Raw genomic sequence first — 26427 nt, forward strand, 5'->3', positions numbered from 1 at the left:
CGCGTGCGAACGCGCAGCGGTGAAGCGATGAATGGGGAGACAGTCATGGGGTTTCGTGTTGCCCGCAAGGACCACACAGCCGATGGCCTTCCGTCCGAGCGGCAGAGCCGCTGGCGGGGCCGTGCAAGGAAACTGATCGGCGGCGCCGTGAGTACGGCGCTCGTCGCGTCGTCGATGGTGTTCGTCGGCGGGACGCTGACGGCCGCGCCTGCGGCCGCGGCTAGTCCGTTCCTGTGCACACCGGGCGCGGTGTACGTGCAGAACGCCACCGAGGTGCGCGAGTTCACGGTGAAGGAGCAGGGTGCACCGGGCGACGGCGGCACGCTGGGCTCCTCCACGATCGGCCTCGACTACTCCAACAACGCCCTCGGCATCTCGTCCACCGGTCAGTACGCGTACACGGTCACCAACGCCGCCGGCTCGAAGGTGCTCGCCAAGCACGATCGCGTGACCGACTCCACGAGCCGCACGACGTTCACGCTCAACTCTTCTGTGCTCCGTGGTGCTGTGCACCCGGTGACCGGCGTCTACTACTTCGCCAGCGGTACTTCCGTCGACGGGGCCATCAACCTGTACGCCTGGAACGAGAGCGTCACGCCGCAGGCCTACGTGCAGGTCGGCACGCTCCGCCCGACCGCTGACAGCACCGCGTTCGGCGCCAACGGCGACATGGCCTTCAGCGCTTCGGGTCAGCTCGTGCTCGTGGCGGACAACGTCATCTACTCGTCCGACCTTCCCACCTCGCTCGTGCCGAGCAACGCGACCATCGAGGCCAAGCAGGTCCACAACATGGGTGCCGGTGTGCAGGGCAACGGCATCGCCTTCGGTAACCTCGGGCACATCTTCGTGTCGGTCGCCGGTAGCGATCCGAGGATCATCGAGGTCGATCTTCCGCGCGGGCTGACCGTCAACTCGACGTCGACCCCCGGCTTCTCGCCCACCGACATGGCGAGCTGCACCTTCCCGAACACCCTCACCCTGAAGAAGGACCTTCCCGAGGGGCGTCACGCCGCCACCGACCAGTTCGCGCTGCGCGTGCAGTCGCCGGCCGGATACCAGGTCGCGCAGACCGACGCCACCACGCGCGGTGAGCGCACGGGGCTGCAGCCCGACTACGCGGGACCGGTGTTCACCAACCAGGGCGACACCTTCCGCCTCTCCGAGGCCGCATCCGGAACCACGGACCGCACCCGCTACGCCGAGTCCCTGGATTGCGTGCAGGTCAATTCCGACGGCTCCACGATCCCGGTGGCCGTGACGGCATCGGGTGAGGTGAAGCAGCCTGCCGGTTCGCTCGGCACGGATGTCACCTGCACGTTCACGAACGTGCGCCTCGCGCCCGACCTGGCGCTGCGCAAGACGTCCGACCCCGCAGCCGGCGTCGCCGTGCACGCCGGTCAGCGCCTCACCTACACCGTCGAGGCGGAGAACACGGGCAACACGCGCCTCGACCCCGTCAGCGTGACCGACGACCTGTCCGGCGTGCTCGCGTTCGCCGAGTACCAGGGTGATGTCGCCACGAAGATCGATGGAAAGCCCGTCGCCTCGGGCGCTGCGACCGTCACGGGCGACGACCTCGCCTGGACCGGCGCACTCGAGCCCGGTCAGGTGCTCACCGTCACCTACTCGGTGATCGTCGACGCCGGTGTCGAAGGAGAGCGGATCGCCAACAGCGTCACCGCCTCGGGAACCCCTCCGGGCGGTCTCCCCCCGATCGATCCCCCCGCCGTCACGACCGAGCACCCCGTCGCGGGCTACACCGTCGCCAAGAGCTCAAGCCCCGCCGCCGGCACCGTCGTGGAGCCGGGACAGACCATCGAGTACACGGTGACCGGGACCAACACCGGCGCCACCGTGCTGAACCCGGCCTCGATCGCCGACGACCTGTCGGGTGTGCTCGCGCACGCCGCGTACAACTCCGACGTCACCACGTCGATCGACGGCACGCCCGTCGCCACGGGGGCGGCCACCATCACCGGTGACGACCTCGCCTGGACCGGCGCGCTCCAGCCCGGGCAGACCGTGACCATCACCTACTCCGTGACCGTGGATGCGGCGTCTTCGGGTGAGGTCCTGCAGAACACCGTCAGCGGCACGGCCACTCCGACGACACCGAACCCGGGCGACCCCACCGGGCCGCAGGTGCCGGGCGAGCCGATCGTCCCGCCGACCGCGACCACCGAGCACCCGGTCATCGGGTCGGGCTTCACGATCAGCAAGTCCGCCGATCCCGCCTCGGGCACGGCCGTCTCCGCTGGAGACACCGTCACGTACACGATCACCGGCACCAACACCGGCGACACCGACCTCGACCCGGCCCGGATTGTGGACGACCTCTCCGGCGTGCTCGACAGCGCCGCCTACAACGACGACGCCACCGCCGACCGCGGCTCGGTCGCCGTCACCGCCAACACGCTGACCTGGACCGGCGATGTGCCCCGGGGCGAGTCGGTCACCATCCGCTACACGGTGACCGTCGACGCGGGCGTGAAGCAGGCGCTGCTGAACAACGTCGCCACCGGTACGGCCACTCCTCGGATCCCGGTCGACCCGAGCGACCCCGACAGCCCCACGACCCCCGGAACGCCGATCGTCCCGCCGGCCGTGGAGACGAACCACCCGGTCGTCGACAACGGCTTCGAGGTGACGAAGTCCGCCGACCCCGCCTCCGGCACCGCCGTGCGCGCGGGTGACACGATCACCTACACGATCTCGGGCGTCAACACCGGCAACACGACACTCGACCCGGCGACGATCGTCGACGACCTGTCGGCGGTGCTCGCACACGCCCAGTACGGCGGCGATGTGTCGGCCTCGACCGGTGCGGTCGACCTCGCCGGCACCACGCTCACCTGGACAGGAGCGCTCGCGCCCGGCGCCCGCGTCGACATCACCTACACGGTGACGGTCGACGAGGACGCGACCGGCGTGCTGCTGCGCAACACCGTCACGGGCGAGGGAACGCCCCTCATCCCGACCGACCCGACGGACCCGGACAGCCCCACCACGCCCGGCACCCCGGTGACGACGCCGCCTTCGACCACGGAGCACCCGGTGGCCACCCCCGGCTTCACGGTCACGAAGTCGGCCGACCCCGAGACGGGCACGCGCGTCGACCCCGGCAGCGTGATCACCTACACCGTCACCGGTCGCAACACGGGTGACACCGTGCTCGACCCGGCCTCGATCGCCGATGACCTGCGCGGTGCGCTGGCGCACGCGTCGTACAACGACGACGTGACGGCCACTCGCGGCGACGTCAGCGTGGCAGACGGTGCCCTCGCGTGGAGCGGCGTGCTGCTTCCCGGCCAGGACGTCGTCATCACCTACTCGGTGAAGGTCGACCCGACCGCCGGCGGTGAGATGATCGCCAACACCGCGACCGGTTCGGCGACTCCGCTGATCCCGACCGACCCGAGCGACCCCGACAGCCCCACCACGCCGGGCACGCCGATCACGCCGCCGCCGTCGACCACGGAGCACCCGGTCAACGAGCCCGGCTTCACGTTCGCGAAGACGGTCGACCCGGAAGCGGGCACGGCCGTGGACCCCGGTGACGTGCTCACCTACACGCTGACCGCCGTCAACACCGGCCAGACCGTTCTCGACCCGGTCGAGATCACGGACGACTTCTCGAAGGTGCTGCCGTACGCGTCGTACAACGGCGATGCCGCGGCCGTGATCGGCGGGCAGCCCGCCGGTGCGGTGACTGTCGACGGTGCGAAGCTCGGCTGGTCCGGCGCACTCGCGGTCGGTCAGACCGTCATCGTCACGTACTCCGTGACGGTCGGCGCCGACGGCGTGGGCTCCGTGATCGAGAACAGTGCGAGTGCGACCGCGACCCCGCCCGGAGGCTCGGTCATCACGCCGCCGCCCGGCACCACGACGAACGCCGTCAACGTGCCCGGATTCTCGGTGTCGAAGAGCGCCGACCCGGCAGCGGGTACGGCAGTCGACCCCGGCAGCGTCATCACCTACACGGTGACCGGTGTGAACACCGGCGAGACGGTCCTCGATCCTGTCGCGATCACGGACGACCTCTCCGGCGTCCTCGCTCACGCCGACTACAACGGCGACGCGACCGCCACGATCGGTGCCGCCGCGACGACCGCTCCCGCGGTGGCCGGCGATCGCCTCTCGTGGACGGGCGTCCTCCAGGTCGGCGAGACCGTCACCGTCACGTACTCGGTGACCGTGCACGCGGATGCCGGCGGGACGATCCTCGAGAACTCGGCTTCCGGCTCGGCGACCCCGCCGGGTGGGGTGCCTCCGATCGAGACGCCTCCCGCGACGACCGAGAACCCTGTCAACGAGCCCGGCTTCGAGCTGCGCAAGACGGCAGACCCCGCCTCGGGGACCCGGGTCGACCCCGGCAGCGTCATCACCTACACGGTGACCGGTGTGAACACCGGTGAGACGGCGTTGTCGCCCGTGCGCATCACAGACGACCTGTCGGGTGTTCTCGCCCACGCCGCCTACAACGACGATGCCGCAGCGACCGTGATCGACGGACCCGCTCTGGAGCCTGTCGTGGAGGGTGACGAGCTCACCTGGTCCGGCGCGCTCGCCGTGGGTCAGCGCGTCACGATCACCTACTCGGTGACCGTGAACGGCGATGCCGGCGGTGCGACGATCGCGAACACGGTCGCCGGAATCGCCACCCCGCCCGGTGGCGCGGAGATCACGCCCCCGCCCGTGACGACCGAGAACCCGGTCGGCACCCCGGGCTTCACGTTCGCGAAGACCGCCGATCCCGGTTCGGGCACGGCCGTCGCCACGGGAAGCACCGTCACCTACACGCTGGTCGGCACCAACACCGGTGAGACGGGCCTGGACGACGTCGCCATCGCGGATGACCTCTCCGGAGTGCTGCGGCACGCCGACCTCCGCCCCGGTGCGACCGCCGTCATCGGCGACCGCACGGTGGCCGCACCCGTCGTGGACGGAATGCAGCTGCGCTGGTCCGGCAGCCTCGCCGAGGGCGAGAGCGTCACGATCACGTACTCCGTGACGGTGCACGCCGACGCGGCAGGGGCGACGCTGCGCAACGCGGCCGTGGGCTCGGCCACACCTCCCGGCGGTGAGACGATCACGCCGCCGAAGAGCTCGACCGAGAACCCGGTGCTCACGCCGCTCGCCCTCACCGGCGGACTGCTGGCGCCGTGGGTGCTGGCGCTCGCGTTCGCTCTGCTGCTCGGCGGTGCCGTGCTGCTGATCGTGCGTCGACGCCGGTCGCAGGCCTAGCGGTCACAGGAAAGGCCTCGTCTGTCGCGTGCGACGGACGAGGCCTTCTGTGTCTCCCGGGTGGTGTCTCGCTCGGTCGCCCTCTCACTCGGGGAGCAGACCGTGGCGCGCTGCCTGCTCCATCGCCTCGGTGCGGTTGTGGGCGCCCAGCTTGCGGTAGATGCTGCGGAGCTGGGTCTTGAGGGTGTTCTGCGAGACGTTCAGCTCGTCCGCGATCGCCGGCAGAGACGCGCCCGATGTCAGGGCCCGCAGCACGATCTGCTCGCGAGACGACAGCCGTGGCCGCGTCGCGAACGACGGCAACGCGGATCGCAGGGGGAAGGTCCCACGGCCCGTCGGGTCGAGGTCGGCCCGCACGGCGCCGAAGTCCTCGGCGCTCAGGAGCACGAGCGGGGTGGTGAGACCCCGGTCGATGAGCTGCACGCTCAGCGCCTCGCTCGAGGGCTGCGCGGCCGCGGAGGAGACGCGGTGCAGTGCGGCACTGTGCACAGCCGCTGCTTCCGCGCGTTCTCTGGCGGTGGAGGGCCGCAGGCGGGTCTGACCCAGAAGCCGGGACACGTCGGCGGCCTTGCCGTCGATGAGAGCCAGGCGCGCCCGCTTGAGGACCGTGCCGAAACGATCGGCGACCGCGTCCCGCTGCAGGATGCTCCGGGCCGAGCTCACGTCACCGAGGGCGAGGTGCAGCAGAACGCGCGGCTGAGACAGCGCTTGGCGCACGTGGGCTGTAGCCGCCTCCTTGCCCCGGAGACGCACGAATGATTCCAGACGCTCCAGTCCCGCTGCGGGCTCACCGTCGTGCAGAGCGACCCACGCTTCGACAGCGGCCATCGTCGTCCAGTGCTCGCTCGTCGCCCGGTACGGCTCGAAGAAGCGGATGTGCTGCTTGGCCGCGGGGAGATCACCGTCCTCCACCGCGAGCATCGCCTCGGCCACGTGGTAGAACGTGCTCCGATAGCTGTCGAGGAGCGCCGGATCCCAGTCGCCGTCGCGGATGAGGGCGACATAGTGCCTGGCCTCCGGCAGGTCTCCGTTCAGCGCGTGGACCCCGCCCAGGAGGCAGATGCCGTGGAAGGCGTTCTTGTTGCCGTGCGCGGCGGCGAGCGCCGTCGCCTGCTCCCAGATGTGAACGGCGTCGTCTCGTCGTCCGCCGTCGTAGAGCGAGATGCCGAGGTGGGTGCACAGGAGGGGCATGTCGCAGGCGTACTGCTGCCATTGCGACTCGGGTGTCTCGGTGAACAGGGCCAGTGCGCGTGCGGCCACCTGGGCGGCGCGCTCGGGTCGGCCGATGGCCCGCAGCGATGCGCTCTCGGCGGCCCAGATGAAGATCCGCTCCGTCGCCGAGAGCGTGGTCCGACGGGCATCCGCCGCCGCCACCGCGATGCGCAGGAGCTGGAGCCCGCGCTGGCGGCGGAGGCGATTGGGCTTGAGGCACATCCCGAGCAGCATGGCCACGAGAGGCTCCTCCTTGAGCCGTGACACCGGCACGTCGCCGAGCAGGTCGACGACGGCATGCCGGTCGCGGTGGAGCAGGCGGTTCCACCCCGACATCGTCACATGCGTGGCGAGGCGCAGGTCGTCATCCTCCATCGCGAGGCGCAGCCCCTCGAGCGGCATGTCGCGGCGCACCGCACCCTCTGCCGCGACGCGTCGCAGCTGAGCGACCTCGTCCGGAAAGGTCCGGCGCAGTTCACGGCGCAGCATGCCGCGGGTGAGGGGGGTGAGGGCGAAGCTGCTGCGTCCGTCGGCCGACCAGCGGCCGAAGCCGAACATCTCGGCCTGGTCGAGGGCCTTCGCGATCTCGGAGTCGCCGGTGAGCGCCACCGCGAGGGGAAGGTCGACCGAGTCGGTGACGCTGATCCGCAGCAGTCCCTGCAGGGCCTGAGGATCGAAGGCGCATTCGGCGAGCCGATCCTGCAGGTAGTCCTCGATCACGGTGGTCGCGGCGCGCAGCGATGAGGCATCAACTGCGGCGCCGCGCAGCGCGAGAGCCCGGATGAGGGCGGGGAAGCCGCCCGTCGCCTCTCGCGTGGCGGCGGCCGTGTGCTCGTCGACGTCGAGAGCACGACGGATCTCGTCGGTGTCGAACATGAGCTGTTCCGGGGTGATGAGCTTCGTGTCGATCACGAGGTCGAGGCCCTCGCTGTCGAAGGGACTGGGGCGGTTGGTGGCGACGATCAGCCGGGTCATCGCGGCCATGGCCACGGCGCGGCACAGGGCGAACACGCCTTCGCGGTCGACCGCGGCCGCGTCATCGAGCACCAGGGCCAGAGGAGCATCGACGGCGCGCAGCCGTGCCGTCACGGCGGCCCAGCCTTCCTCTCCGGCGGCGGTGTGCGCGGGATCCGCCTCCGGCAGGGCCCGTAGCAGGGCGCCGGCGAGGGCGTCTCCGGTCGCGATGGCGGGGGTGACGGTGATCCACACGACGTGGCACGCGGTGGCGGACGCCCATTCCACGAGGGCGGTCGTCTTGCCCGACCCGGATGCGGAGCGCATCAGCGTCAGCGGTGACGCGGTCTCGAGCGCGGCCGTCAGGCGGGGGCGGCTGACCGCATGCGCCGACACCCGCGGCAGATACCCGTCCCGTTGCACGGCAAAAGACGACACTGCACCTCCCCAGGTCCCGTCCCTACGATATCGCCCGGCGGCTCGTCGAGGTGACGTCTTCGGGGGCGGCTCAGGCGAACAGGAACGACAGAGGCACGCCGATGATGATCGCGACGGCCACGTAGATGAGGTTCGGCAGCTGGAACGAGTGGTCGAAGACGAACTTCCCCATCTTGGTCGTGCCGGTCTGGTCGAAGGCCACGGTGGCGACCTGACTGCCGTTGGCCGGCAGCGTGTAGATGCCCATCGCGGCCGGCCACAGGCCCACCAGGAGCGGGGCGGGCAGGCCGATCGTGATGCCGATCGGCACGATCGCGTTCGTCGCGCTCGACTGGCTGGTGGTGAGCATCGCGACCGCGAAGAGGGCCAGCGCGAACAGCAGCGCACCCAGGAACGCCGACGACCCGGAGACCACGGCTCCGAGCCCATCGACGATGAGGGTCTGGTTCGCGGCGACGAAGGTGTTGGCCAACCAGGCGATGCCGAAGAGGGCGATGGCGCCGACGATACCGGCGGGGAAGGTGGGCTGCTTGGGCACATCTGCCGCCTTCACCTTGCAGAAGACGAAGATGAGGGCGGCGATGATGCCCATCACGACCTCGATGATGACCGTGACGCTGAGGCGCACCGGATCACCCGCGTCGTCGGTGCCGATGACCGGACGCAGGTTCTCGAACAGGCCGAAGAGCACGATCACGCCGACCCCGGCGAGGAAGAGCGAGGCTGAGAGCACGGCGGTGGAGGGCAGCTTCTTCTCGTGCGCGTCGGTCTCGGGCGGCGTGATCTGGTGCTCGGCGAGACGCCGCTGGAACTCGGGATCGTCTTCCAGGTCCTTGCCGTGGCGCATCATGACGAGCGCCGCGACGAACAGCCCGACGATCGACGCCGGCCACATGATGAGCAGCAGCCCGCCGAGATCGACGCCCTGCGGGGCCAGCAGCACCACCATCGAGGCGGTCGCGGCTGAGACGGGAGAGCAGAGGATGCCGACCTGCGAGGCGACGGCCGAGACCGAGAGTGCCCGCTCCGGGCGGATCTTCTGCTGGTACGAGACGTCGTAGATGACGGGAAGCAGCGGGTAGAAGATGTTGCCCGTGCCGGCCCCGACCGTGAACAGGAACGACATCGCCGGGGCGAGGAAGACCACCGACCTCGGCCGGCGCCTGATGACCTTCGCCGCCACCGACACCATCCAGTCGATGCCGCCGGCCGCCTGCATGGTCGAGGCCGCGGTGATCACCGTGATGACGATGAAGACCGCATCGACCGGGGCGTTGCCCGGGGCCTCTCCGAAGAAGAAGATGAGCACGGCCACGCCGACCAGTCCCCAGACGCCCAATCCGATCCCGCTCGTGCGGGTGCCCATGTAGATGGCGCCGATGACGACGAGCAGCTCGGCGATGAGGATCCACACGTTGTCGTTCATGACGAGGGCCCCTTCACGATCGGGGCGCTCCCGGTGAGCAGGGTGGTGGGAAGCTCGGTCTCGACGATCTTCCCGTCGACGGCCTCGACGCGCAGGGCGAGGGGGTTCTCGACCGGGCTGACCGCGGTGACGAACGCGGAGTTCTCGAAGTGCAGCGACTGGAGGTTGCCGACCGCGTACCCGGTGGAGAGCCCACCGCTCAACAGGGAGGCGTGGAAGAGCGGGCGGCGCTGGTCCTCGGCGTCGTAGTGCGGGCAGAAGCTGCCGTGCAGGAACCCGAGTCCCTCGGGCAGCACCTGAAGCGTCGGGCCGTAGCTGTCGGTGGTCCCGCCTTCGAACCAGCAGATACCGCCGGCGCTGCCCCCGGTGAAGACCACGTTGGAGTCGGGGTCCTCCCACATCTCGCGCATGATCTCGTCGAGACCCTGGCGCTTCCACACGTCGAGCATGTTCGCGGTGTTGCCCCCGCCGACGTGGATCACGTCGAAGCCCTTCACGAAACCGGCGAGGTCGTCGACCGCTCGGTGGAAGAGGGGCAGGTGATGCGGCGCGCACCTGTCGGAGTCGTAGGTGGCGTAGAAGCTCACGATGTACGCGGCGTCGTCACCCGTGGCGGTGCCGACGAAGAGCACCCGGGGTCGCTCCTTGCCGGTGAGTCCGAGGATGTAGTCGTGCGTCGGATCGTTCTGCCGCTCCATCATGGCCTTGCCGGCCCCTGTTGCCACCACGTGAGACATGCCCCCACCTCTCCGACGAGTGTGAATGCGCTCAACCTAGTTGCGGGCCTGCGGCTGCGTCCAGAGGTCTTTCGTCCACGACGGGTGAGGGGGTCTCGGACGCCTATGCGTTCTGTCGAGCGGTCGCCACGAGTCCTTCGAGCAGCGCGAAAGTGCGTGCGCGAGGGCCTTCGGGGCGGATCCCGATGGCGTGCGCGAGTTCGAGCGCGAGGGCCGCGTGGCCTTCGGTGTTCGGGTGGAACGGGTCGTTCATGAGTCCCCACGGCACACCGCCGGCGCCGAGCTCGGCGAAGCGGGCGTACTGGTCGACGAGGATGACGTCTTCGCCGGCGGCCACCTGACGCACGGCCTCGGCGAACTCTCCGATGCGGGCCCGCTCCGGGGCGTTGCGGACGTCGATGGCCGGCGGTGTCTGCAGGACGGGAACGGCGCCGAGCTCGCGCACCCGAGTGACGAAGTCACGCAGTGAAGCCGCGTAGTCGTCGGCGGTGATGACCTCGCGCGGTCCGCCGTCGGAGGCGTCGTTCGTGCCGATCATGAGGGTGACGACGTCGGGCCGCCATGACGCGACGCGGCGGTCCCAGTCGTCGAGGAGGTCGACGATGCGGTTGCCGCTGATCGCGGTGTTGAGCACGACGTCGCGCACGCGCTCCAGCTCGCCGCGGATCAGCTCGTGCAGGTGCTCCGGATAGCTGCGCCCGCCCTGGGTGTGCACCAGGCCGTGCGTGATCGAGTCGCCTGTGATGACCCAGTTCAGCGGTGCGGGTGCTGCGAGCGACGCGGCGATGCGGCGGAGGTCGGATGCGGCGGAGGCGGAGGCGGGGGATTCGGCGTTCGACACGGCTCCGAGCCTATCGGCCGCGTGGCGTGGGTTACCGTGGAGGGGTGAGCCCTGAGTCCGACAGACCGTAGATCGCGGGTCGAGTGCACGTCGTGCGCTCCCCGCATCCCTGTCGACCCTTTTCTCGCCCGCTGTTCCTCGCCCTGAGCGATTCGAGCGGCGTCTTCGTGTCTGGATGCTCCATGCCCTTGCTCGTCCCTGTCCTGGCCCTGGCGATCTTCGCCCAGGGCACCAGCGAGTTCATGCTCGCCGGCCTTCTCCTTCCCCTTTCGGCCGATCTCGACGTCGATCCGTCCACCGCGGCCCTGCTGACGTCGGCATTCGCGGTCGGCATGGTGATCGGCGCCCCGACCATGGCGGTGTTCGCCAGCCGTTGGGCACCGCGGCGTACTCTCGTGCTGCTGCTCCTCGCCTTCATCGCTGCGCATGCGGTCGGCGCCCTCGTCTCGTCCTTCTGGGTGCTGCTCGTCAGCCGGGTGTTCGCGGCGCTGGCCTATGCCGGGTTCCTCGCGATCGCGTTGGCGACCGTGCGGGTCATCGTCGAGCCGGCGCAGACGACACGTGCCGTCGCGGTGCTGCTCGCCGGCACGACTCTGGCCACGATCGTCGGAGTTCCTGCCGGCGCGGCGCTGGCGAACGCCTACGGATGGCGTTCGACGTTCTGGGCCGTGGTGCTGCTGTGTCTGCCCGCCGTCGTGGCCCTGCTGCGTGATCGCACCCTCGTCGCCGTCGCGCGCTCGCCGCGGATCGCTGTGCGCGGGGAGCTCGCCGAGCTTCGGCGTCGTCCGGTGCTCGTCGCCGTGGTGATGGCCGTCGTGGTGAACGCCGCGACCTTCGGCGTCTTCACATTCCTCGCCGTCATCGGCACCGATGCCGGCGTCGGTGATTCCTGGATCCCTCTGCTCCTCGCCGCCTTCGGCGTGGGGGCCTTCCTCGGGGTCTCCGCGACCGGTCGGTGGGCCGCCGGCATCGAACGCACCTGGATCCGGGTCGGTGCCGTGGCGACGACCGCCGCGTGGATCGTCTTCGCTGCGTGCGTCGACGCGGTGCCCGGCGTCTTCATCGGGGCGGCGGCCGGCGGCATGCTGTCGTTCGCCGTCGGTTCGGCGCTGATCGCTCGCATCGTCGGGCAGGCGTCGGGTGCTCCGGTGCTCGGGGGCGCCTACGCCACCGCGGCCCTGAATCTCGGAGCCTTCGCCGGTCCTGTGGTCGCCGGCATCGCCTACGCACAGACCGGGGCGGCCGGGGTGCTGGTGGTGGCTGCGATCCTGGCGGCCATCGGGGTGCTCCTGGCTCCGCTGCTCCGTGCGCGATGACCGCCCACGACCGCGCTCGATGCGAAAGACTGGAGGCATGACTTCGCCTGCGCTCGACACCCTCCTGGCCCGCATCGTCGAGAGCGGACTGCTCGAAGATCCCCTCGCGGAGAACGGCCTGGTCTACGGGCGCGCGAGCATCGATGCGGCGGGCACCGTGGTCAACGTCAACGTCGACCCGGAGCTCGAAGACGATGATGAACAGGGCGACGACGTCGATCACGATGCGTTGATCGCCGCGGTCTCGCGCATCCTCTCGGTGGGGGAGTCGCGCTGGCGCGCGATCATCGACGAGGTGGCCGCCGACATCGACGACGCGGTGGACGACGAGCCCGTGGTCGAGCAGATCGACCTGCGCGACGACCTCGAGGCCACGTCGGTCGTGGTGTTCGCAGACGCCGTGCTGCTCGCCTTCCTCGCACCGAAGCAGTTCCCGGACTCGCGGATCCTCGTGCAGCTGGATGACGATCTCGAGGTCGACGGCGTCGAGGTGCGAGAGCTCGACGGTTCGGAGACCATCGCGTTCGATACGCTCGACGACCTGCTCGACCACATCAGCGGTCCCGACGAGAGCGCAGCGCCGGCGTAAGCCCGCTCCCGTGGAGACCGCGAGCCCTCGTTCCGATCCGCCGAAGCGGCGCGGAGCGGCGAACCCGAGCACCGTGCTGTCGGTGCTCGGGTCCGCCGCGGTCGGCGTCGTGGTGACGTGGTGGATCAGTGTCGTCCAGCGTGTCCCGGTGCACGCCGACGCCGACCTCGCCTCCGTCCGCTTCGGCTTCCCTCTTCCCTGGATCACACAGGATCATTCGTCCAACCCGTTCGTCGCGTATCCGCAAGAGGTGGCGCTGCGCCTGACCGGCCGCACCGGGATCAGCTATCCGACGGAGTACGACTGGACCTCGTTCGCCGGTGACGCGCTGATCTGGGGTGGCGTGTTCTGGGTGATCGCGATGGTCGGGATCCCCGCACTGGTCAGGGCGATCCGCGGGCAGGAACGCTGAGTCGGACACGGAGGAGGACGAGCAGGCGATGGACAGGACGGACACCCCCGACCTCGAGGTGCGCGCACGCATCGAGGACTATGCCCTGCTGAGCAACTGCCGCACGGCGGCGCTCGTCTCCCGCGCGGGGAGCATCGATTGGCTGTGCCTGCCGCGGCTCGACTCGGCGTCGACGTTCGCGGCCGTGCTCGGAGACGAGTCCCATGGGCGATGGCTGTTGCGCCCGACCGACCCTGCTGCCGTGAGCACCCGGCGATACGACGAGGACACCTTCGTTCTCGTGACCCGTTGGGAGAGCGCGGGAGCAGTGGCGGAGGTGCACGACTTCATGCCGATCGGACTCGACCCCGATACCGCGATCCGGCGCACCGACCTGATCCGCAGGGTCGTCGGCGTGCAGGGGTCGATGCGCTTCGAGCAGCGACTGAGCATCCGCTTCGACTACGCCAGGGTCATGCCGTGGGTGCGTCAGGTCGGATCGCCCGGCGAGCCGTGTCTGGTCGCGATGGGCGGACCCGATGCCGTCGCGTTGCGCGGTGCACCCCTGAAGCCGATCGACCATCAGCACCGGGGTGAGCTGACGGTGGCCGCCGGAGAGGTGCGCGACCTGCAGCTGACCTGGTTCCCCTCGCACCTCGAGGTCCCGCCGGTGCTCGAGGTGGAGAAGGAGCTCGGCGACACCAAGGCCTGGTGGCAGGACTGGGCGGATCGGATCTCGCACGATGGTCCGCACCGCGACGAGGTGGTCAGGTCGCTGCTGATCCTGCGGGCGCTGACCAACCACGAGACCGGCGGTATCGCCGCCGCAGCGACGATGGCGCTGCCCGAGGAGATCGGGGGTGTGCGCAACTGGGACTACCGCTACGTCTGGCTGCGCGATGCCGCCCTCACGCTCGAGGCGCTGCTCGCCCACGGCTTCCTCGGCGTGGCCGGGCAGTGGCGGGAATGGTTGCTGCGGGCCGTCGCCGGAGACCCCGCCGATCTCCAGATCATGTACGGCCCGGCGGGCGAGCGAGACCTTCCGGAGCGGGCTCTGCCGAATCTCCCCGGATACGAGGGGTCGACGCCGGTGCGGATCGGCAACGGCGCGGCGGACCAGTATCAGGCGGATGTCGTCGGCGAGGTGCTCGTGACGCTGTCGGCGGCGCGGGCGGCGGGGCTCAACGAGTCGGGCTTCTCCTGGCCGTTGGAGCGCGAGCTGCTGCGGTTCGCCTCCGAGCAGCTCGATCGCCCCGATCAGGGGCTGTGGGAGATCCGTGGTGAGCCCCGTCTCTTCACCCACTCTCGGGTGATGATGTGGGCGGCGTTCGACCGCGCGGTGCTCGCGGTCGAGGAGTACGGCCTCGAAGGCCCCGTGGAGCGCTGGCGTGGGCTGCGCGATCGGATGCGCGAGGAGATCGATCGCGACGGCGTCGTCGACGGCCACTTCGTGCAGCACTACGCGACGACCGAGGTCGACGCCTCGCTGCTGCTCCTTCCGCAGGTGGGCTACTGCCCACCGGACGACCCGCGGATGCTGGCGACGGTCGAGCGCATCGAGCAGACGCTGATGTCGGGCGGGCTGGTGCGTCGGTATCGCACCGCGACGGGAGTGGATGGACTCTCCGGAACCGAGGGTGCGTTCCTCGCCTGCTCGTTCTGGCTCGTCGAGCAGTATGCCCTGACCGGACGGCGCGGGGAGGCGGCCGCGCTCATGGAGAGGTTGTGCGGGCTGGCGAACGACGTGGGGATGCTCTCCGAGGAGTACGACCCGGTGGCGCAGCGGCAGCTCGGCAACACCCCGCAGGCGTTCTCCCATCTCGCGCTCGTGCGCGCCGCCGATGCCCTGGCCATGACGGAATCCCGGACGCGCTGAACAGAGGCGTCGAGCGGTGCGCGATCAGCGTCTTCTCACCGGTGCGGGCACTTCCTAGGATGTGGACATGGCGGAACCAGTCAAGAGGCGGGATCCTCTGGTGCAGCGTCGGCGGTTCTCCGTCAACGCGGCTCTCGACGATGCCTTCTTCGTCTTCGCCGGTGTCGCCGCGATCTGGCTCGCCTACCTCCTCATCACCGAGGCGTTCTCGTGGGGCTGGTGGGCCATCGCCTTCGCGATCGCTTTCTGGCTGCTCCTCGCCTACCTCGTGCTGCCGAGACTGCACTCCATCCTCACGCGCATCTACGTGCCCAGCTACTTCATCGGGCGCGCCCGAACCAGCGACGGCCTGCTCGGCGATCCGGTGAACCTCGCTGTCCTGGGCACGCAGGAGCAGCTCACCCGATGCATGGCCGAGGCCGGATGGACGCGCGCCGACGAGATCACCGCCGCGTCGACCTGGCGCATCGTGCAGTCGACCGTGCTGCGGCGCAGCTACGACGAGGCGCCCGTCAGCCCGCTCTTCCTGTTCGGTCGTCGACAGGATCTCGCGTATCAGCAGGAGGTCGAGGGCAACCCGGCCAAGCGGCACCACGTGAGGTTCTGGCGCTGTCCCGAGGGGTGGATGCTGCCCGGCGGGCACCGCGTGGACTGGGTGGCCGCCGGCACCTTCGACCGCGCTGTCGGGTTCTCGCTGTTCACCCTGCAGGTCACGCACAAGATCGATGCGGACATCGACATCGAACGCGATCACATCGTCCGCACGCTGCGGGACGCCCACGCCGGGGTGCGCATCGTCATCATCCGCGACTTCTCCACGGGCTATCACTCCCGAAACGGGGGTGGTGACAGCATCCACACCGACGGCGACCTGCCGGTCATCGATCTCCGCCACGTCACGAAGGCGCAGCCGACAGCCGCCATGACGGAGCCCGACGACCAGGCGCCGGTCACTGAGCTGCGGGGGCTGTCGTGAGGCGTCCGCTGGCCACCGGGCTCGGTGCCGTGCTGATGTCGCTCCGCGTGATCTGGGGGTTCATCTCGATCCTCATCTACGTGCTGAACTGGAGCGCGATCAGGGAGGATGTCTTCGCCTCCGCCGATGGTGGCCTGCTGGTGCCCGCAGACGTCGCCGATCTCCTCCTCGTCATCGGTTTGAGCGCGCTCGGCGTCTGGTACGTGTTCTACGGCGTGCTCGCCGGCCTCGTCTTCGCGGGGGCGAACTGGGCCCGCATCGTGGCGATGAGCTTCGCCTCGCTCAGCATCATCGTCGTCTTCTTGGACTGGTGGAACGCCGGGATCCCCGTCACGTTCCAGACCTCGCTCGCCAGCGTCGCCCTCGACATCCTCGTCCTGCTCGCCCTGTCGGCGCAGAGCGCCCGGAGCTTCGCCAGACGGAACGATCCTCGGTTCGCCAGCACGGGCGAGCCACTCGAGTGATGCTGCCGATCGCGCCCGCTTCGTGATGGGGAACGACGGTGCGCCCGCGTCGCTCAGCTCCGGCCGTGCGAGGCGAGGACCGCCGCGGTCAGCTCGGCGCGATACCGGGCCTCGTCGAACGCATCCTCGTGGGGGAGCAGATGCAGCGGCGGCGGGGTGATGGCCAGCAGTGTGTTGACGAGCCCGAGCGGCTCGGGGTAGCTGATGCGCACGGTGCCGGCCGGGAAGCCGTTCTCGCTCTGCCAGAGAGCCAGGTCGTCGCAGAAGCGCTCGTGCTCGGGGAGCCGGATCGAACGGGCCCGGTCTTCCGGCCAGACCTTCCACGCCAGGTTGTACAGTCCGTGGGCGAAGGGCCAGAACAGCTTCTCCAACGCTCCGACGCCCGATTCGGAGACACGCGAGACCGCGTTGACGTAGTTGTTCAGCTGCGTGGAAGCCTCCTCCGGGTCTTCGTCGAGCAGCGCGAGCAGGTACCTCAACTCCGCCTCGTACAGCTTCGGCTGCTTTCGCTCCAGGTGGCGGTGAGCGCGCACCCGCACCGACGGTGCGAGGTCTTCACGCCCGTGCCAGAGGACCATGACCACGGAGGCCATGGGTGCCCACGTGCCGCGGTCCAGGAACTCCTCGGGCAGCAGAAGCGGCACGCGATCGAACATCCCCGCCGCCAAGACGCGTTTGACCGTGGGGTAGGCGTAGTCGGGGGTGGAACCGGTCCAGTTCCGGCAGCCCTCGGCGACGGCGAAGTGGAACAGGGAATCGTTCAGGGCAGGCATGTCCTCAGCCAGAAGCGCGTCGTGCGCGGCCAGCTTCCACGGCACCCGCAGCAGCCCGCGCCACGTGTGGACCTGTTGATCTGCCGGCTTGCCGTCGCAGTAGTCGTCGAAGATCTTGCGGCAGGCATCCAGATACGCGGTCACATCCCGGTAGTGGCCTCGACCCTTCGCGCTGTCGTCGGCATAGGCCTTCATGTACTGCTGCCTGTACGTGGCGGTGATCACTGACAACCCCTCGGAATCCCTCTGCGTGAACCCAGTCTCCATCAGGTCTGCTGCCGGAAGCAGCAGGCCGTCACCGCCGTTTCCGTGCGGCGGTGACGAACCCCACGACGGACTCCGCCCTGGCGATCAGAGCCACTTCTTGTACTTGAACACCCCGAACAGACCGACGGCGAAGGCGACCATCGCACCGATGGCCATCGGGTAGCCGAACGCCCAGTGCAGCTCGGGCATCACATCGAAGTTCATGCCGTACACCGTGCCGACCAGCGTCGGCGCGAAGATGATCGCGGCCCAGGAGGAGATCTTCTTGATCTCGTCGTTCTGCGCGAGCCCGGCCTCGGTCTGCCGGCGGGCGACGAGCGCGGAGTGCACGGTCAGCGCGTTCTCGAGGATCGCGCGGAAGGAGTCGATCTTCTCGTTCACGCGGATCGTGTGGTCGAGCACGTCACGCAGGGAGCGCTGCAGCTCCTCGTCGATGCGGTACTTCTCGGAACCGCGGCGCAGCCACTCCAGCATCCCGTTCAGGGGGTGCACGGCGCGCTGGAAGTTGATGACCTCGCGGGACAGCTCGTAGATGCGGCGGGAGAGAGCGCTGTCGTCGTCGCCGTCGCCGAAGAGCTGGTCCTCGATCTCGTCGATGTCGTTGAGGAGCCCCGCCACGATCGGCTCGTACCCGTCGACGACCTCGTCGAGGATCGCGTACAGCACGGCCTCGGGGCCCATCGCGAGCAGCGCGGGGTTCGCCTCCATGCGGGCGCGCACGGCGGCGAGGTTGGGCGACTCGGCATGCCGGATCGTCACCACGAAGTCGGGGCCGACGAACAGGTGCAGCTCGCCGAACTCGATCGACTCCTGCTCATCGCGGTAGCGCGCGGGGCGCAGCACGGCGAACAGGGTGTCGCCGTAGCGCTCCACCTTCGAGCGCTGGTGCCCGGAGAGCGCATCCTCGACGGCGAGCGGATGCAGGTCGAACTCGCGAGCGACGGACGCCACTTCCTCGGGGCTGGGCCGGTACAGGCCGATCCAGGCGATCCCGCCGGCCGCATCCAGCAGCCGGTAGGTCTCGTCCAGGTTCTTGGGGGTCTCCACGCGACGTCCGTGGACGTACACGCCGTTGTCGATGAGCGCCATGATGCGGCTCCGTTCTCGCAGGGGCACGGCGGCAGAGAGCACCGTGCGCGGATTCGTCAGGGGCGGATGACGCCGCCGACGGCTGCGAGGAAGGACGTGCGAAAGCGGACCGGAAGGTCAACGCGTGAACGCAGGGAGTCTCGACGCAGCGAAGGCGGCGTCGTAACTATCACCGGACATCGCCATCACCGCCTTTCGGGACTCTTCGGGGTCGGACGACCCAACGGGTCAGCATACCCCTGTCTGCTGGGAGTCGGGTGTCCGGCCCGTCGCGCCTTCCCGCCCGGAGCGAGCTCAGAGCGTGATGACCTCGCCACCGCGGGAGGCAGAGGCCTGAGCGGCCGTGGCGATCTCGACCGTGCGGATGCCCACGCCGGCGTCGGGCTGCGGCTGCCGGCCCTCGCGTACGGCGTGCACGAACTCGTCGAGCAGCAGCGCGTCGAGGTCGGCGCCCACCGGGCTCCAGGTCTCGCCGTGCGCATCATGCCCGGCGACGCCCTTGGCGAAGGGGCTGACGGTGACGGTGCCACGCTCGGCGACGACCTGGAGGGTCAGCCCGCCCCAGGTGGCCGAGCTCATCGGCCAGCTCCAGGAGCAGTCGATCGTGGCGATGACGCCGCTCGGGTACCGGATCGAGACGATTCCGCCGGTCTCGACCTCGAGCTCGCGCTCGGCGTGCAGGATGCTGTTGGACACGGCGCGCACCGACTGGGCCCGCTCGCCCAGGAGCTCGTCGAGCAGGTCGGCGCAGTGCACGACGTGGTCGACCAGCGCGCCGCCTCCGGCCAGTTCCGGATCGGACTGGCCTGCGTCATTTGTGAGACCCGTTGGGTCTCACAAATGGACGTGCAGTACCGGAAGGCATCTCCGACCGCGTGACTCGTGCTGCCCCTTGAGCTTACGCGGCCGCACCGACTACGTGACTTTGATGGGGGAATCACCGTGAACGAAGCAGTCACTCGCTGGGTCGCTGAGGGAAGCGCGACAGCTGTTGTGCTCGCGCTCCGGGTGGTGCAGTACGGCGAACAGGGTGTCGCCGTAGCGCTCCACCTTCGAGCGCTGGTGCCCGGAGAGCGCATCCTCGACGGCGAGCGGATGCAGGTCGAACTCGCGAGCGACGGACGCCACTTCCTCGGGGCTGGGTCGGTACAGGCCGATCCAGGCGATTCCGCCGGCGGCATCCAGCAGCCGGTAGGTCTCGTCCAGGTTCTTGGGGGTCTCCACGCGACGTCCGTGGACGTACACGCCGTTGTCGATGAGCGCCATGATGCGGCTCCGTTCTCGCAGGGGCACGGCGGCAGAGAGCACCGTGGGCGGATTCGTCAGTGGGCGGATGACGCCGCCGACGGCTGCGAGGAAGGACGTGCGAAGCGGACCGGAAGGTCAACGCGTGAGCGCAGGGAGTCTCGACGCAGCGAGGGCGGCGTCGTAACTGTCACCGGAAATCTGCCGTCGCGCGGCCCGACACCTCTATGGCGACCTTTGTGCACGTTTGATGGACCTTCGTCGAACCGGCCGGTGGCCATGAGCTTGTCCCCCAAAAAGCCTACAGCGGTAGGCCTGCGGTGGTCGGTACTTTTGCTGCACCGTCTTGATGTTGCGCTGTCTGCGCAGCGGCCGGCTAGAACTGAATGGATGTGAGATGAAGAAGATCAAGGTTGCTCTGGTAGCGCTGACAACCGTCTCTCTGGTATTGGCGGGAACTCCCGCTATTGCCGCCGAGGACGACTTAGCGGAGGATGCGGCTCAGTCCGTTGCCGCGGCGGTGGAGAATCACCCCCTCGCCGAAGATGCTGAGATTATTGCGCCCGAGGCTCGTGACGGAGTGTTTGTCGCTGATTCTGAAGCAGCGCAGATCACCGTGCCGCGTACAGTCGATATGCCCATTGATGTTTCCCCAACGGGGCATTGGGCGGGAGCCCTGACTGGGATCAGCGTTGGTCTCCCGGAGCCTGTTCAGGGGGCCGCAACTGAGGTTGCAGATGACGGGAGTGTGGTAGCTGATGGGGACGGCGTGCAAGCGGTCGTCCAGACACTTGAGGGTGGTCTTCGGCTGAGCACAGTTATCGACGGGCCGAGTGCACCTACTTCCTTCGCCTACGAGCTGCCTGAGGATCTGGATATCACCCTTAATGAAGATGGGTCCGCCACGCTGTCAAGGACGGCAACCGGGCTTGACGAAGAAGGCAATGAAGTGTCCTTCACGGCTGAAGTGGGCTATGTGGGAGCTCCGTGGGCGGCTGATGCAGATGGTTCGGAGATCGAGACTCGGTACGAAGTCGTTGGCAACGAACTGATCCAGTACGTGGAGCATGGGCCCGGGACCAGCTATCCGGTTGTCGCCGACCCGACGTTCTGGTGGGGATGGAATGTGTACGCAAGCAACACGGTGGTCAGCCAGATCACCAAGCTGCTTCTGGGCGGGTCTAGCGCGGCTCTCTTGGCGAGCCGGATCACTGCGCTCATCCCCGCGGTTGGCACGTTGACCACGAACGTCATTGCTCTCGCTGGGGCGCTGCTTGCTTTCGGTGCAGCTGCGATCAACGCCTGCAACTGGAACAATCGGGGTGTCTACTTTGGCCACACCTGGGTCACTGGCGTTTTGCCTTTCGCCCCATCTATCGTGAGGAACGGGTACTTCTGCGTTCCCAACTAGTTGGTAGCGTGGGTCCAGGTGGAGCGAGGCGGCTCCCCTGGACCCACAAGGCGTTCGAGGGGCTCATATGACGGCTGTGATCTTGGTTGTCGTCCTGCTTGTGTCAACCATTGGGCTGATGCCGCGTCCTGGCCAGTCGAGGGGATTGTCCCGCGTCGTCCTGGGTGTTCTAGCCCTGGCCGAGGCGGCGTTGATCGTCCTTCTGCTGACGGACGAGGCGATCTCCTCAAGCCCATGGGTCGTTGCGGGCATAGCTGTTCTCGCCGCGATCGTCGTGACCTTCTGGTGCTTCGCTGTGGTCTCCGAATTGCAGCGGCCGACTGACTCATCCTGACAGTTCGCGAAACTGAATCCATCCACCGCTGAAGGACTCATTCGCCGCGATCGCGACGGACCTTCTTCTTTCCCTCGGTGAGATCTGGAAGACGAGTCTTGATCTCAGATTCCTTGAGATTTGTGGGGCGCCTCAGGCAATCGATCTGTCTACACTTAGGCGAGCGTGACGACCTCGCCGCCGCGAGCCGCAGAGGCCTGGGCGGCCGTGGCGATCTCGACCGTGCGGATGCCCACGCCGGCGTCGGGCTGCGGCTGCCGACCCTCGCGCACGGCGTGCACGAACTCGTCGAGCAGCAGCGCGTCGAGGTCGGCGCCCACCGGGCTCCAGGTCTCGCCGTGCGCATCATGCCCGGCGACGCCCTTGGCGAAGGGGCTGACGGTGACGGTGCCGCGCTCGGCGACGACCTGGAGGGTCAGCCCTCCCCAGGTGGCCGAGCTCATCGGCCAGCTCCAGGAGCAGTCGATCGTGGCGATGACGCCGCTCGGGTACCGGATCGAGACGAGTCCGCCGGTCTCGACCTCGAGCTCGCGCTCGGCGTGCAGGATGCTGTTCGACACGGCGCGCACCGACTGGGCCCGCTCGCCCAGGAGCTCGTCGAGCAGGTCGGCGCAGTGCACGACATGGTCGACGAGCGCGCCGCCTCCGGCCAGTTCCGGATCGGTGAACCAGGCGCGGTCCTGCGGGAGCTTCCCGTTGTTGATGCCGGTGACGCCGAGGACCTTCCCGAGGCGACCGCTGCGCAGCTCGGTGATCGCGTCGCGCACGCTCGGCGCGAAGCGCACAGGGTAGGCGACCATGAGGATCACGCCGGCACGCTCGCAGGCCTCCTGCATCGCGGCGGCATCCTCGACCGTGGTGGCCAGCGGCTTCTCGCACAGCACGTGCACCCCGGCAGCGGCCGCGCGCTCGACGAGGGCGCGGTGGCGGGAGTTCTCGGCGGCGATCACCACGGCGTCGGGCTTCCAGGCGAAGGCCTCGTCGTAGGTGTCGACGTACGCGACGCCGAGCTCGGCGGCCAGGGCCGCGCCCCGGAGCGCGTCGTCGGCAGCCGCGGCGCCGTCGGGATCGGCGGCGACCAGCTCGACGCCCGGCATCGCTTTCAGCGCGTGCACGTAGCTGAGCGAGTGCGTGTGCGCGAACGAGAGCACGGCGATCCGCAGCGGGACGGGAGTGTTCATCGGGCGGCCTCCTCGGCGTCGGCGGCGGAGCGTTCGGGCAGGGTGATCGGGGCTCCGACGGCGATCGAGGCGTACGCGGCCTCGGCCACGGCCACGGCCTCGATGCCGTCGGCGGGGCTGACCCTCGCGTCACGGCCCTCGCGCACAGCGGCGACGAAGTCGGCGATCTCGGCGTAGTACGGACTCTCCTGCGGAGACATCGGCGGCAGATAGTCGGTGTCACCCTCGGGGAGCACGGCGTCGGTGCGCAGCGCGTTGTCCTCGGCGCTGTCGTAGCGCAGGCGTCCCTCGGAACCTGCGACCTCGACGCTCGTGCGGAAGGGCATGCCCGGCGCGACCCAACTGCCGTGGATGTGGCTGATCACGCCGTTGCGGTGCGTCAGCACGACATGCGAGGTCACGGGGGCGGGCACGCGGTCATCGACCGTCGGCGGGCTCTGCACCGCATAGACCGTCGCGACGGGACCGGCGAACCAGACCGCCTGGTCGATGTCGTGGATCATCAGGTCGCGGATCACGCCGCCACCGGCGCTCTCCGAGAAGAACCACGGGGTCTGCGGGGCGGAACCTGCGCGGCTGAACCGCTGCACGGCGAGCGTGCCGATGCGACCGGCGTCGATGCCCGCCTTGATCTGGGCGTACTCGCCCATGTATCGCACGACGTGGGCAGGGAAGAGCCGCACACCGGCCTCTTCTGCGGCGCGGGCGATGGTCGCAGCGGCCTCGGCGGTCGCCGCGAGCGGCTTCTCGCAGATCACGTCGAGTCCGCGCGCGATGGCCCGCTGCGCGAAGTCGGCGTGGGTGCTGCTCGGGGTCACGATGTCGACGATGTCGACCAGACCGATGAGCGTGTCGACATCGGGGACCAGCTCGAATCCGTACTCCTCGGCGATCGCCTCGGCTCCCACGAGAGAGGTGACGTACCCCTCGGCGCCGAGCGCCCGCCAGGCGTCGGCGTGCACGCGGGAGATTCCCCCGGCGCCGACGAGTCCGACCTTCAACGTGCTCACTGCTTCTCCTCGGTGTTCTCGACGGTGGTGTCGTCGGTGCCGGCCGCCTCGATCGGCAGCGGGGTGATCGGCGGGGCCGGCATGTCCTCGATGCCGTAGATCTCGGCGGCGTGGCGCTGGAACGCGTGCACGACCGCTCCGTGCGCGGCGGCCTCGGCGCCCAGTCGCGCTTCGGCGATCGGCACCTGGAACGGCAGGCCGAGGTGGCCGGGCAGGGCGGCCCGAAGCGGGTCGAGCAGCTGCTCGTGCGCTGCGGACAGTCCGCCGCCGATCACGATCATGGCCGGGTCGACCGTCATGGTCAGGGTGGCGATCCCGTGGGCGAGTTCGTCGATGAAGCCGTCGAGCTCCTGCTGGGCGGCCTCATCGCCCCCGCGTGCTTTCGCGAACACCTCGGCCGCGGTCGGCGCCGTGCGCCACGAGATCTGACCCGTCTCGGTGTTCAGCCCCCGGAAGGCGAGCCGGCCGATGTCGCCGGCGGCGTTGTGGATGCCGCGCCGCGGGCGTCCGCCGAGGATCAGTCCCATCGCGATGCGGTTGCCGACCGAGAGGTAGATCACGTCGTCGACCAGCTGCGCGACACCGAGGTGGTGTTCCGCGACAGCTGCGAGGCGCACGCCGTTGTCGACGGCGACCGGACAGCCGAAGGCCTGCCGCAGCTGGGAGCCGATGTCGATGCCCGACCATTCGGGGATGACGACGGAGGTGGTCACGCGCCCCGCATCATCGACGATGCCGGGGAGCGAGACGCCGACCGCGCGCACCTTCGAGGCGGGGATGGAGACGGCGGAGAGGGTGCGGCGCACATCGTCGATCACGGCGGCGAGCTTGGAGGCGCCGTCGGGCTGCGCGGCCACACCGGAGTAGCTGCGCTGCGCGATCACGAGTCCGGACAGGTCGGCGAGCACCACGCGCACGCTCGCGACCCCGATGTCGACCCCCACCACGGTGCCCGCGGCGCCGTGGAAGGAGTAGCGGCGGGCGGGGCGTCCGGCGCCGCCGCCGTTCTGGGCAGGAGCGTCGACGATCAGCCCGGACTCGGCCAGGACGGTCACGGCGTTCTCGACCGAGGTGCGCGAGATCTCGAGCGAACGAGACAGGTCGTTCACGGTCGCGGGCCCGACATCGCGCAGCTGCAGAGCGGATCGCGCAACGATCGAGAGCGGACTGGTCACGGCCATGTGCGGTCCTTCCTTCTTCTCCGTCGTCGGGTGCGATCAAATTAGCACACCCAATTCTCAGATCAAGCTTTGATGTTCTCGAACGGGAAACACGGCTGAAACACGGGTCTGAGAACTTGTACTTGACGAATTATCCCATTGCAGTGTCATAATGAACCGTACTCAGCACGGTATAAGCAAAGGAGCACCATGCGCGTCAGCAAGATCACCGGCGTCGTCGCGGGATTCGCGGCCGCCACCCTGTTGGCCGGATGTTCGGCCGGCGGAGGCAACACCGCAGAGGGTGAGCAGGACATCACGGTCTGGCTCTACCCGGTCATCGCCGACGAGGCGGTGCACAAGGACTTCTGGGACTCGACGATCGCCGACTTCGAGAAGCAGAACGAGAACATCAACGTGAAGTACGAGATCTTCCCGTGGGCGAACCGCGACGAGGCTCTCCAGACCGCGATCGCGGCCGGCAAGGGCCCCGACGTCGTCTACCTCATCCCCGACCAGCTCGCGGCGTACCAGAAGTCGATCGCCCCGCTCAATGATCTGTTGAGCACCGAGCGCCAGGATGATCTGCTGCCGAACGTGAAGAAGTCGGTCACGCTCGACGGAGACATCCTCGGGGCTCCGATCCTCACCAGCGCCCAGCCCCTCATCTGCAACGCCGCTGCGTTCGAGGCCGCGGGCGTCACCGAGTACCCCGAGACCTGGGACGACGTCACCGCGATGGCCCCCGCCTTCACGGAGAAGGGCATGTACGCCCTGAACTACCCGGCATCCGCGGAGAACACCCTCAACCTCACGTACTACCCGCTGCTGTGGCAGGCCGGTGGCGAGGTCTACACGAAGGACGGCGACGTCGGGTTCGACAGCAAGGAGGGCGTGCAGGCGCTCACCTTCCTCACCGACCTGGCCGAGGCGGGCGCTCTCGACCCCGAGGCGCTCACCACCAACGTCCCGCTCGAGCAGACCGCCGTCGCCCAGGGCAAGGTCGCGTGCACGTGGAACAACGCGGTCAACGAGGTCGTGCCCTTCTGGGGCGAGGAGAACGTCAAGGTGATGGCGCCGCTGACCGAGAAGGAGTCCGTGGCCTACGGCACCGTCGGATCGCTCTCGGTGCTCAAGGGCTCCAAGGCGCAGGACGCTGCGGCGAAGTTCGTCGAGTACGCCACCGGCGCCGACGTGGTCGAGCCGTACCTCAAGGCGGCCGGCTACTTCTCGGCGCTCAGCACCACCGCCCCGCTGTACGCGGACGACCCGCTGCTCGGCGAGGTCGAGAAGTACGTCCCCGACACCACGGTGGGCGAGCTCAACGCCTCGTCCCGCGCGCTCATGGGCGTGCTCGCGCCGGAGATCCAGGCAGCCCTCCTCGGGGACAAGACCCCGGAGGCTGCGCTGAAGGATGCCGCGACAGCCGCGGCACCGCTGATCAAGAAGTAACACGATCGGGGGCATGCGGAGCCCGAACTCCGCATGCCCCC

The 26427-nt window shown here is 68.9% G+C and carries 21 protein-coding genes; 10 read left to right on the forward strand and 11 right to left on the reverse strand.

What is annotated here, in order from left to right:
* Positions 1-147: 147 nt before the first annotated feature.
* Complete coding sequence (locus ACP699_RS12295; RefSeq protein WP_426171375.1) at positions 148-5244, forward strand: beta strand repeat-containing protein; 5097 nt, start codon at positions 148-150, stop codon at positions 5242-5244.
* A gap of 84 nt (positions 5245-5328) precedes the next feature.
* On the opposite strand, the gene ACP699_RS12300 is transcribed toward ACP699_RS12295, so the two are convergent.
* The 4 genes from ACP699_RS12300 to ACP699_RS12315 all read right to left on the reverse strand — a co-directional run bounded on the left by ACP699_RS12300 (position 5329) and on the right by ACP699_RS12315 (position 10852).
* On the reverse strand, positions 5329-7848 hold the full coding sequence (locus tag ACP699_RS12300; protein ID WP_426171377.1) for a response regulator transcription factor: 2520 nt from the start codon (positions 7846-7848) through the stop codon (positions 5329-5331).
* 70 nt (positions 7849-7918) lie between these two features.
* Positions 7919-9274, reverse strand: coding sequence for an anaerobic C4-dicarboxylate transporter family protein (locus ACP699_RS12305; protein ID WP_426171379.1), 1356 nt, complete (start codon positions 9272-9274; stop codon positions 7919-7921).
* Entirely contained in the window at positions 9271-10011 is a 741-nt protein-coding gene (locus tag ACP699_RS12310) for a Type 1 glutamine amidotransferase-like domain-containing protein (RefSeq protein WP_426171381.1), read from the reverse strand. Before ACP699_RS12310 ends, ACP699_RS12305 begins: the two co-directional genes overlap by 4 nt.
* Before the next feature lie 103 nt (positions 10012-10114).
* Entirely contained in the window at positions 10115-10852 is a 738-nt protein-coding gene (locus ACP699_RS12315; protein ID WP_426171383.1) for an SGNH/GDSL hydrolase family protein, read from the reverse strand.
* A gap of 182 nt (positions 10853-11034) precedes the next feature.
* Here ACP699_RS12315 and ACP699_RS12320 point away from each other — a divergent pair, with 182 nt between their 5' ends.
* The 6 genes from ACP699_RS12320 (at position 11035) to ACP699_RS12345 (ending at position 16464) form a co-directional block, all read left to right on the forward strand.
* Positions 11035-12168 carry an MFS transporter gene (locus ACP699_RS12320; protein ID WP_426171385.1) on the forward strand — a complete coding sequence of 378 codons (1134 nt, stop codon included), beginning with the start codon at positions 11035-11037 and terminating at the stop codon, positions 12166-12168.
* A 37-nt stretch (positions 12169-12205) separates the two neighbouring features.
* Positions 12206-12757 carry a hypothetical protein gene (locus tag ACP699_RS12325; protein ID WP_017830064.1) on the forward strand — a complete coding sequence of 184 codons (552 nt, stop codon included), beginning with the start codon at positions 12206-12208 and terminating at the stop codon, positions 12755-12757.
* 10 nt (positions 12758-12767) lie between these two features.
* Positions 12768-13169, forward strand: a complete 402-nt coding sequence (locus ACP699_RS12330; protein ID WP_288969908.1) for a hypothetical protein — start codon at positions 12768-12770, stop codon at positions 13167-13169.
* A gap of 28 nt (positions 13170-13197) precedes the next feature.
* Positions 13198-15024, forward strand: coding sequence for a glycoside hydrolase family 15 protein (locus ACP699_RS12335; RefSeq protein WP_426171388.1), 1827 nt, complete (start codon positions 13198-13200; stop codon positions 15022-15024).
* A gap of 67 nt (positions 15025-15091) precedes the next feature.
* A complete protein-coding gene (locus ACP699_RS12340) occupies positions 15092-16000 on the forward strand; it encodes an LssY C-terminal domain-containing protein (RefSeq protein ID WP_082524325.1) in 909 nt (302 codons plus the stop codon).
* Positions 15997-16464 (forward strand): hypothetical protein, encoded by a 468-nt coding sequence (locus tag ACP699_RS12345; protein ID WP_017830068.1) that lies wholly within the window; start codon positions 15997-15999, stop codon positions 16462-16464. Before ACP699_RS12340 ends, ACP699_RS12345 begins: the two co-directional genes overlap by 4 nt.
* 53 nt (positions 16465-16517) lie before the next feature.
* Here the strand turns inward: ACP699_RS12345 and ACP699_RS12350 are convergent, their stop codons facing one another.
* The 4 genes from ACP699_RS12350 to ACP699_RS12365 form a co-directional block, all read right to left on the reverse strand.
* Positions 16518-17462, reverse strand: a complete 945-nt coding sequence (locus tag ACP699_RS12350) for a hypothetical protein (RefSeq protein WP_055875747.1) — start codon at positions 17460-17462, stop codon at positions 16518-16520.
* Between the two features lie 126 nt (positions 17463-17588).
* A complete protein-coding gene (locus ACP699_RS12355) occupies positions 17589-18593 on the reverse strand; it encodes a magnesium and cobalt transport protein CorA (protein ID WP_031205899.1) in 1005 nt (334 codons plus the stop codon).
* Positions 18594-18887: 294 nt separating this feature from the next.
* Positions 18888-19349, reverse strand: coding sequence for a Gfo/Idh/MocA family oxidoreductase (locus ACP699_RS12360; RefSeq protein WP_426171392.1), 462 nt, complete (start codon positions 19347-19349; stop codon positions 18888-18890).
* 159 nt (positions 19350-19508) lie between these two features.
* Positions 19509-19859, reverse strand: coding sequence for a CorA family divalent cation transporter (locus ACP699_RS12365; RefSeq protein ID WP_426171394.1), 351 nt, complete (start codon positions 19857-19859; stop codon positions 19509-19511).
* Positions 19860-20235: 376 nt separating this feature from the next.
* Here ACP699_RS12365 and ACP699_RS12370 point away from each other — a divergent pair, with 376 nt between their 5' ends.
* Both ACP699_RS12370 and ACP699_RS12375 read left to right on the forward strand, forming a co-directional pair.
* Positions 20236-21249 (forward strand): hypothetical protein, encoded by a 1014-nt coding sequence (locus ACP699_RS12370; RefSeq protein ID WP_426171396.1) that lies wholly within the window; start codon positions 20236-20238, stop codon positions 21247-21249.
* Between the two features lie 67 nt (positions 21250-21316).
* On the forward strand, positions 21317-21583 hold the full coding sequence (locus tag ACP699_RS12375; RefSeq protein WP_055872001.1) for a hypothetical protein: 267 nt from the start codon (positions 21317-21319) through the stop codon (positions 21581-21583).
* Positions 21584-21738: 155 nt separating this feature from the next.
* Here the strand turns inward: ACP699_RS12375 and ACP699_RS12380 are convergent, their stop codons facing one another.
* Genes ACP699_RS12380 through ACP699_RS12390 form a run of 3 tightly spaced genes read right to left on the reverse strand, consistent with a single transcriptional unit; the run spans position 21739 to position 24955 of the window.
* Positions 21739-22764 (reverse strand): Gfo/Idh/MocA family protein, encoded by a 1026-nt coding sequence (locus tag ACP699_RS12380; RefSeq protein ID WP_426171398.1) that lies wholly within the window; start codon positions 22762-22764, stop codon positions 21739-21741.
* Positions 22761-23774 (reverse strand): Gfo/Idh/MocA family protein, encoded by a 1014-nt coding sequence (locus ACP699_RS12385; protein ID WP_055875758.1) that lies wholly within the window; start codon positions 23772-23774, stop codon positions 22761-22763. Before ACP699_RS12385 ends, ACP699_RS12380 begins: the two co-directional genes overlap by 4 nt.
* Positions 23771-24955 carry an ROK family protein gene (locus tag ACP699_RS12390; protein WP_426171401.1) on the reverse strand — a complete coding sequence of 395 codons (1185 nt, stop codon included), beginning with the start codon at positions 24953-24955 and terminating at the stop codon, positions 23771-23773. Before ACP699_RS12390 ends, ACP699_RS12385 begins: the two co-directional genes overlap by 4 nt.
* 189 nt (positions 24956-25144) lie before the next feature.
* Between ACP699_RS12390 and ACP699_RS12395 the strand changes: the two genes are divergently transcribed.
* A complete protein-coding gene (locus ACP699_RS12395) occupies positions 25145-26386 on the forward strand; it encodes an ABC transporter substrate-binding protein (RefSeq protein ID WP_017830075.1) in 1242 nt (413 codons plus the stop codon).
* Positions 26387-26427: the final 41 nt, after the last annotated feature.

This window comes from Microbacterium sp. DWRC1-3 (genome assembly GCF_049896645.1).
Taxonomy (GTDB): Bacteria; Actinomycetota; Actinomycetes; order Actinomycetales; family Microbacteriaceae; genus Microbacterium; species Microbacterium maritypicum.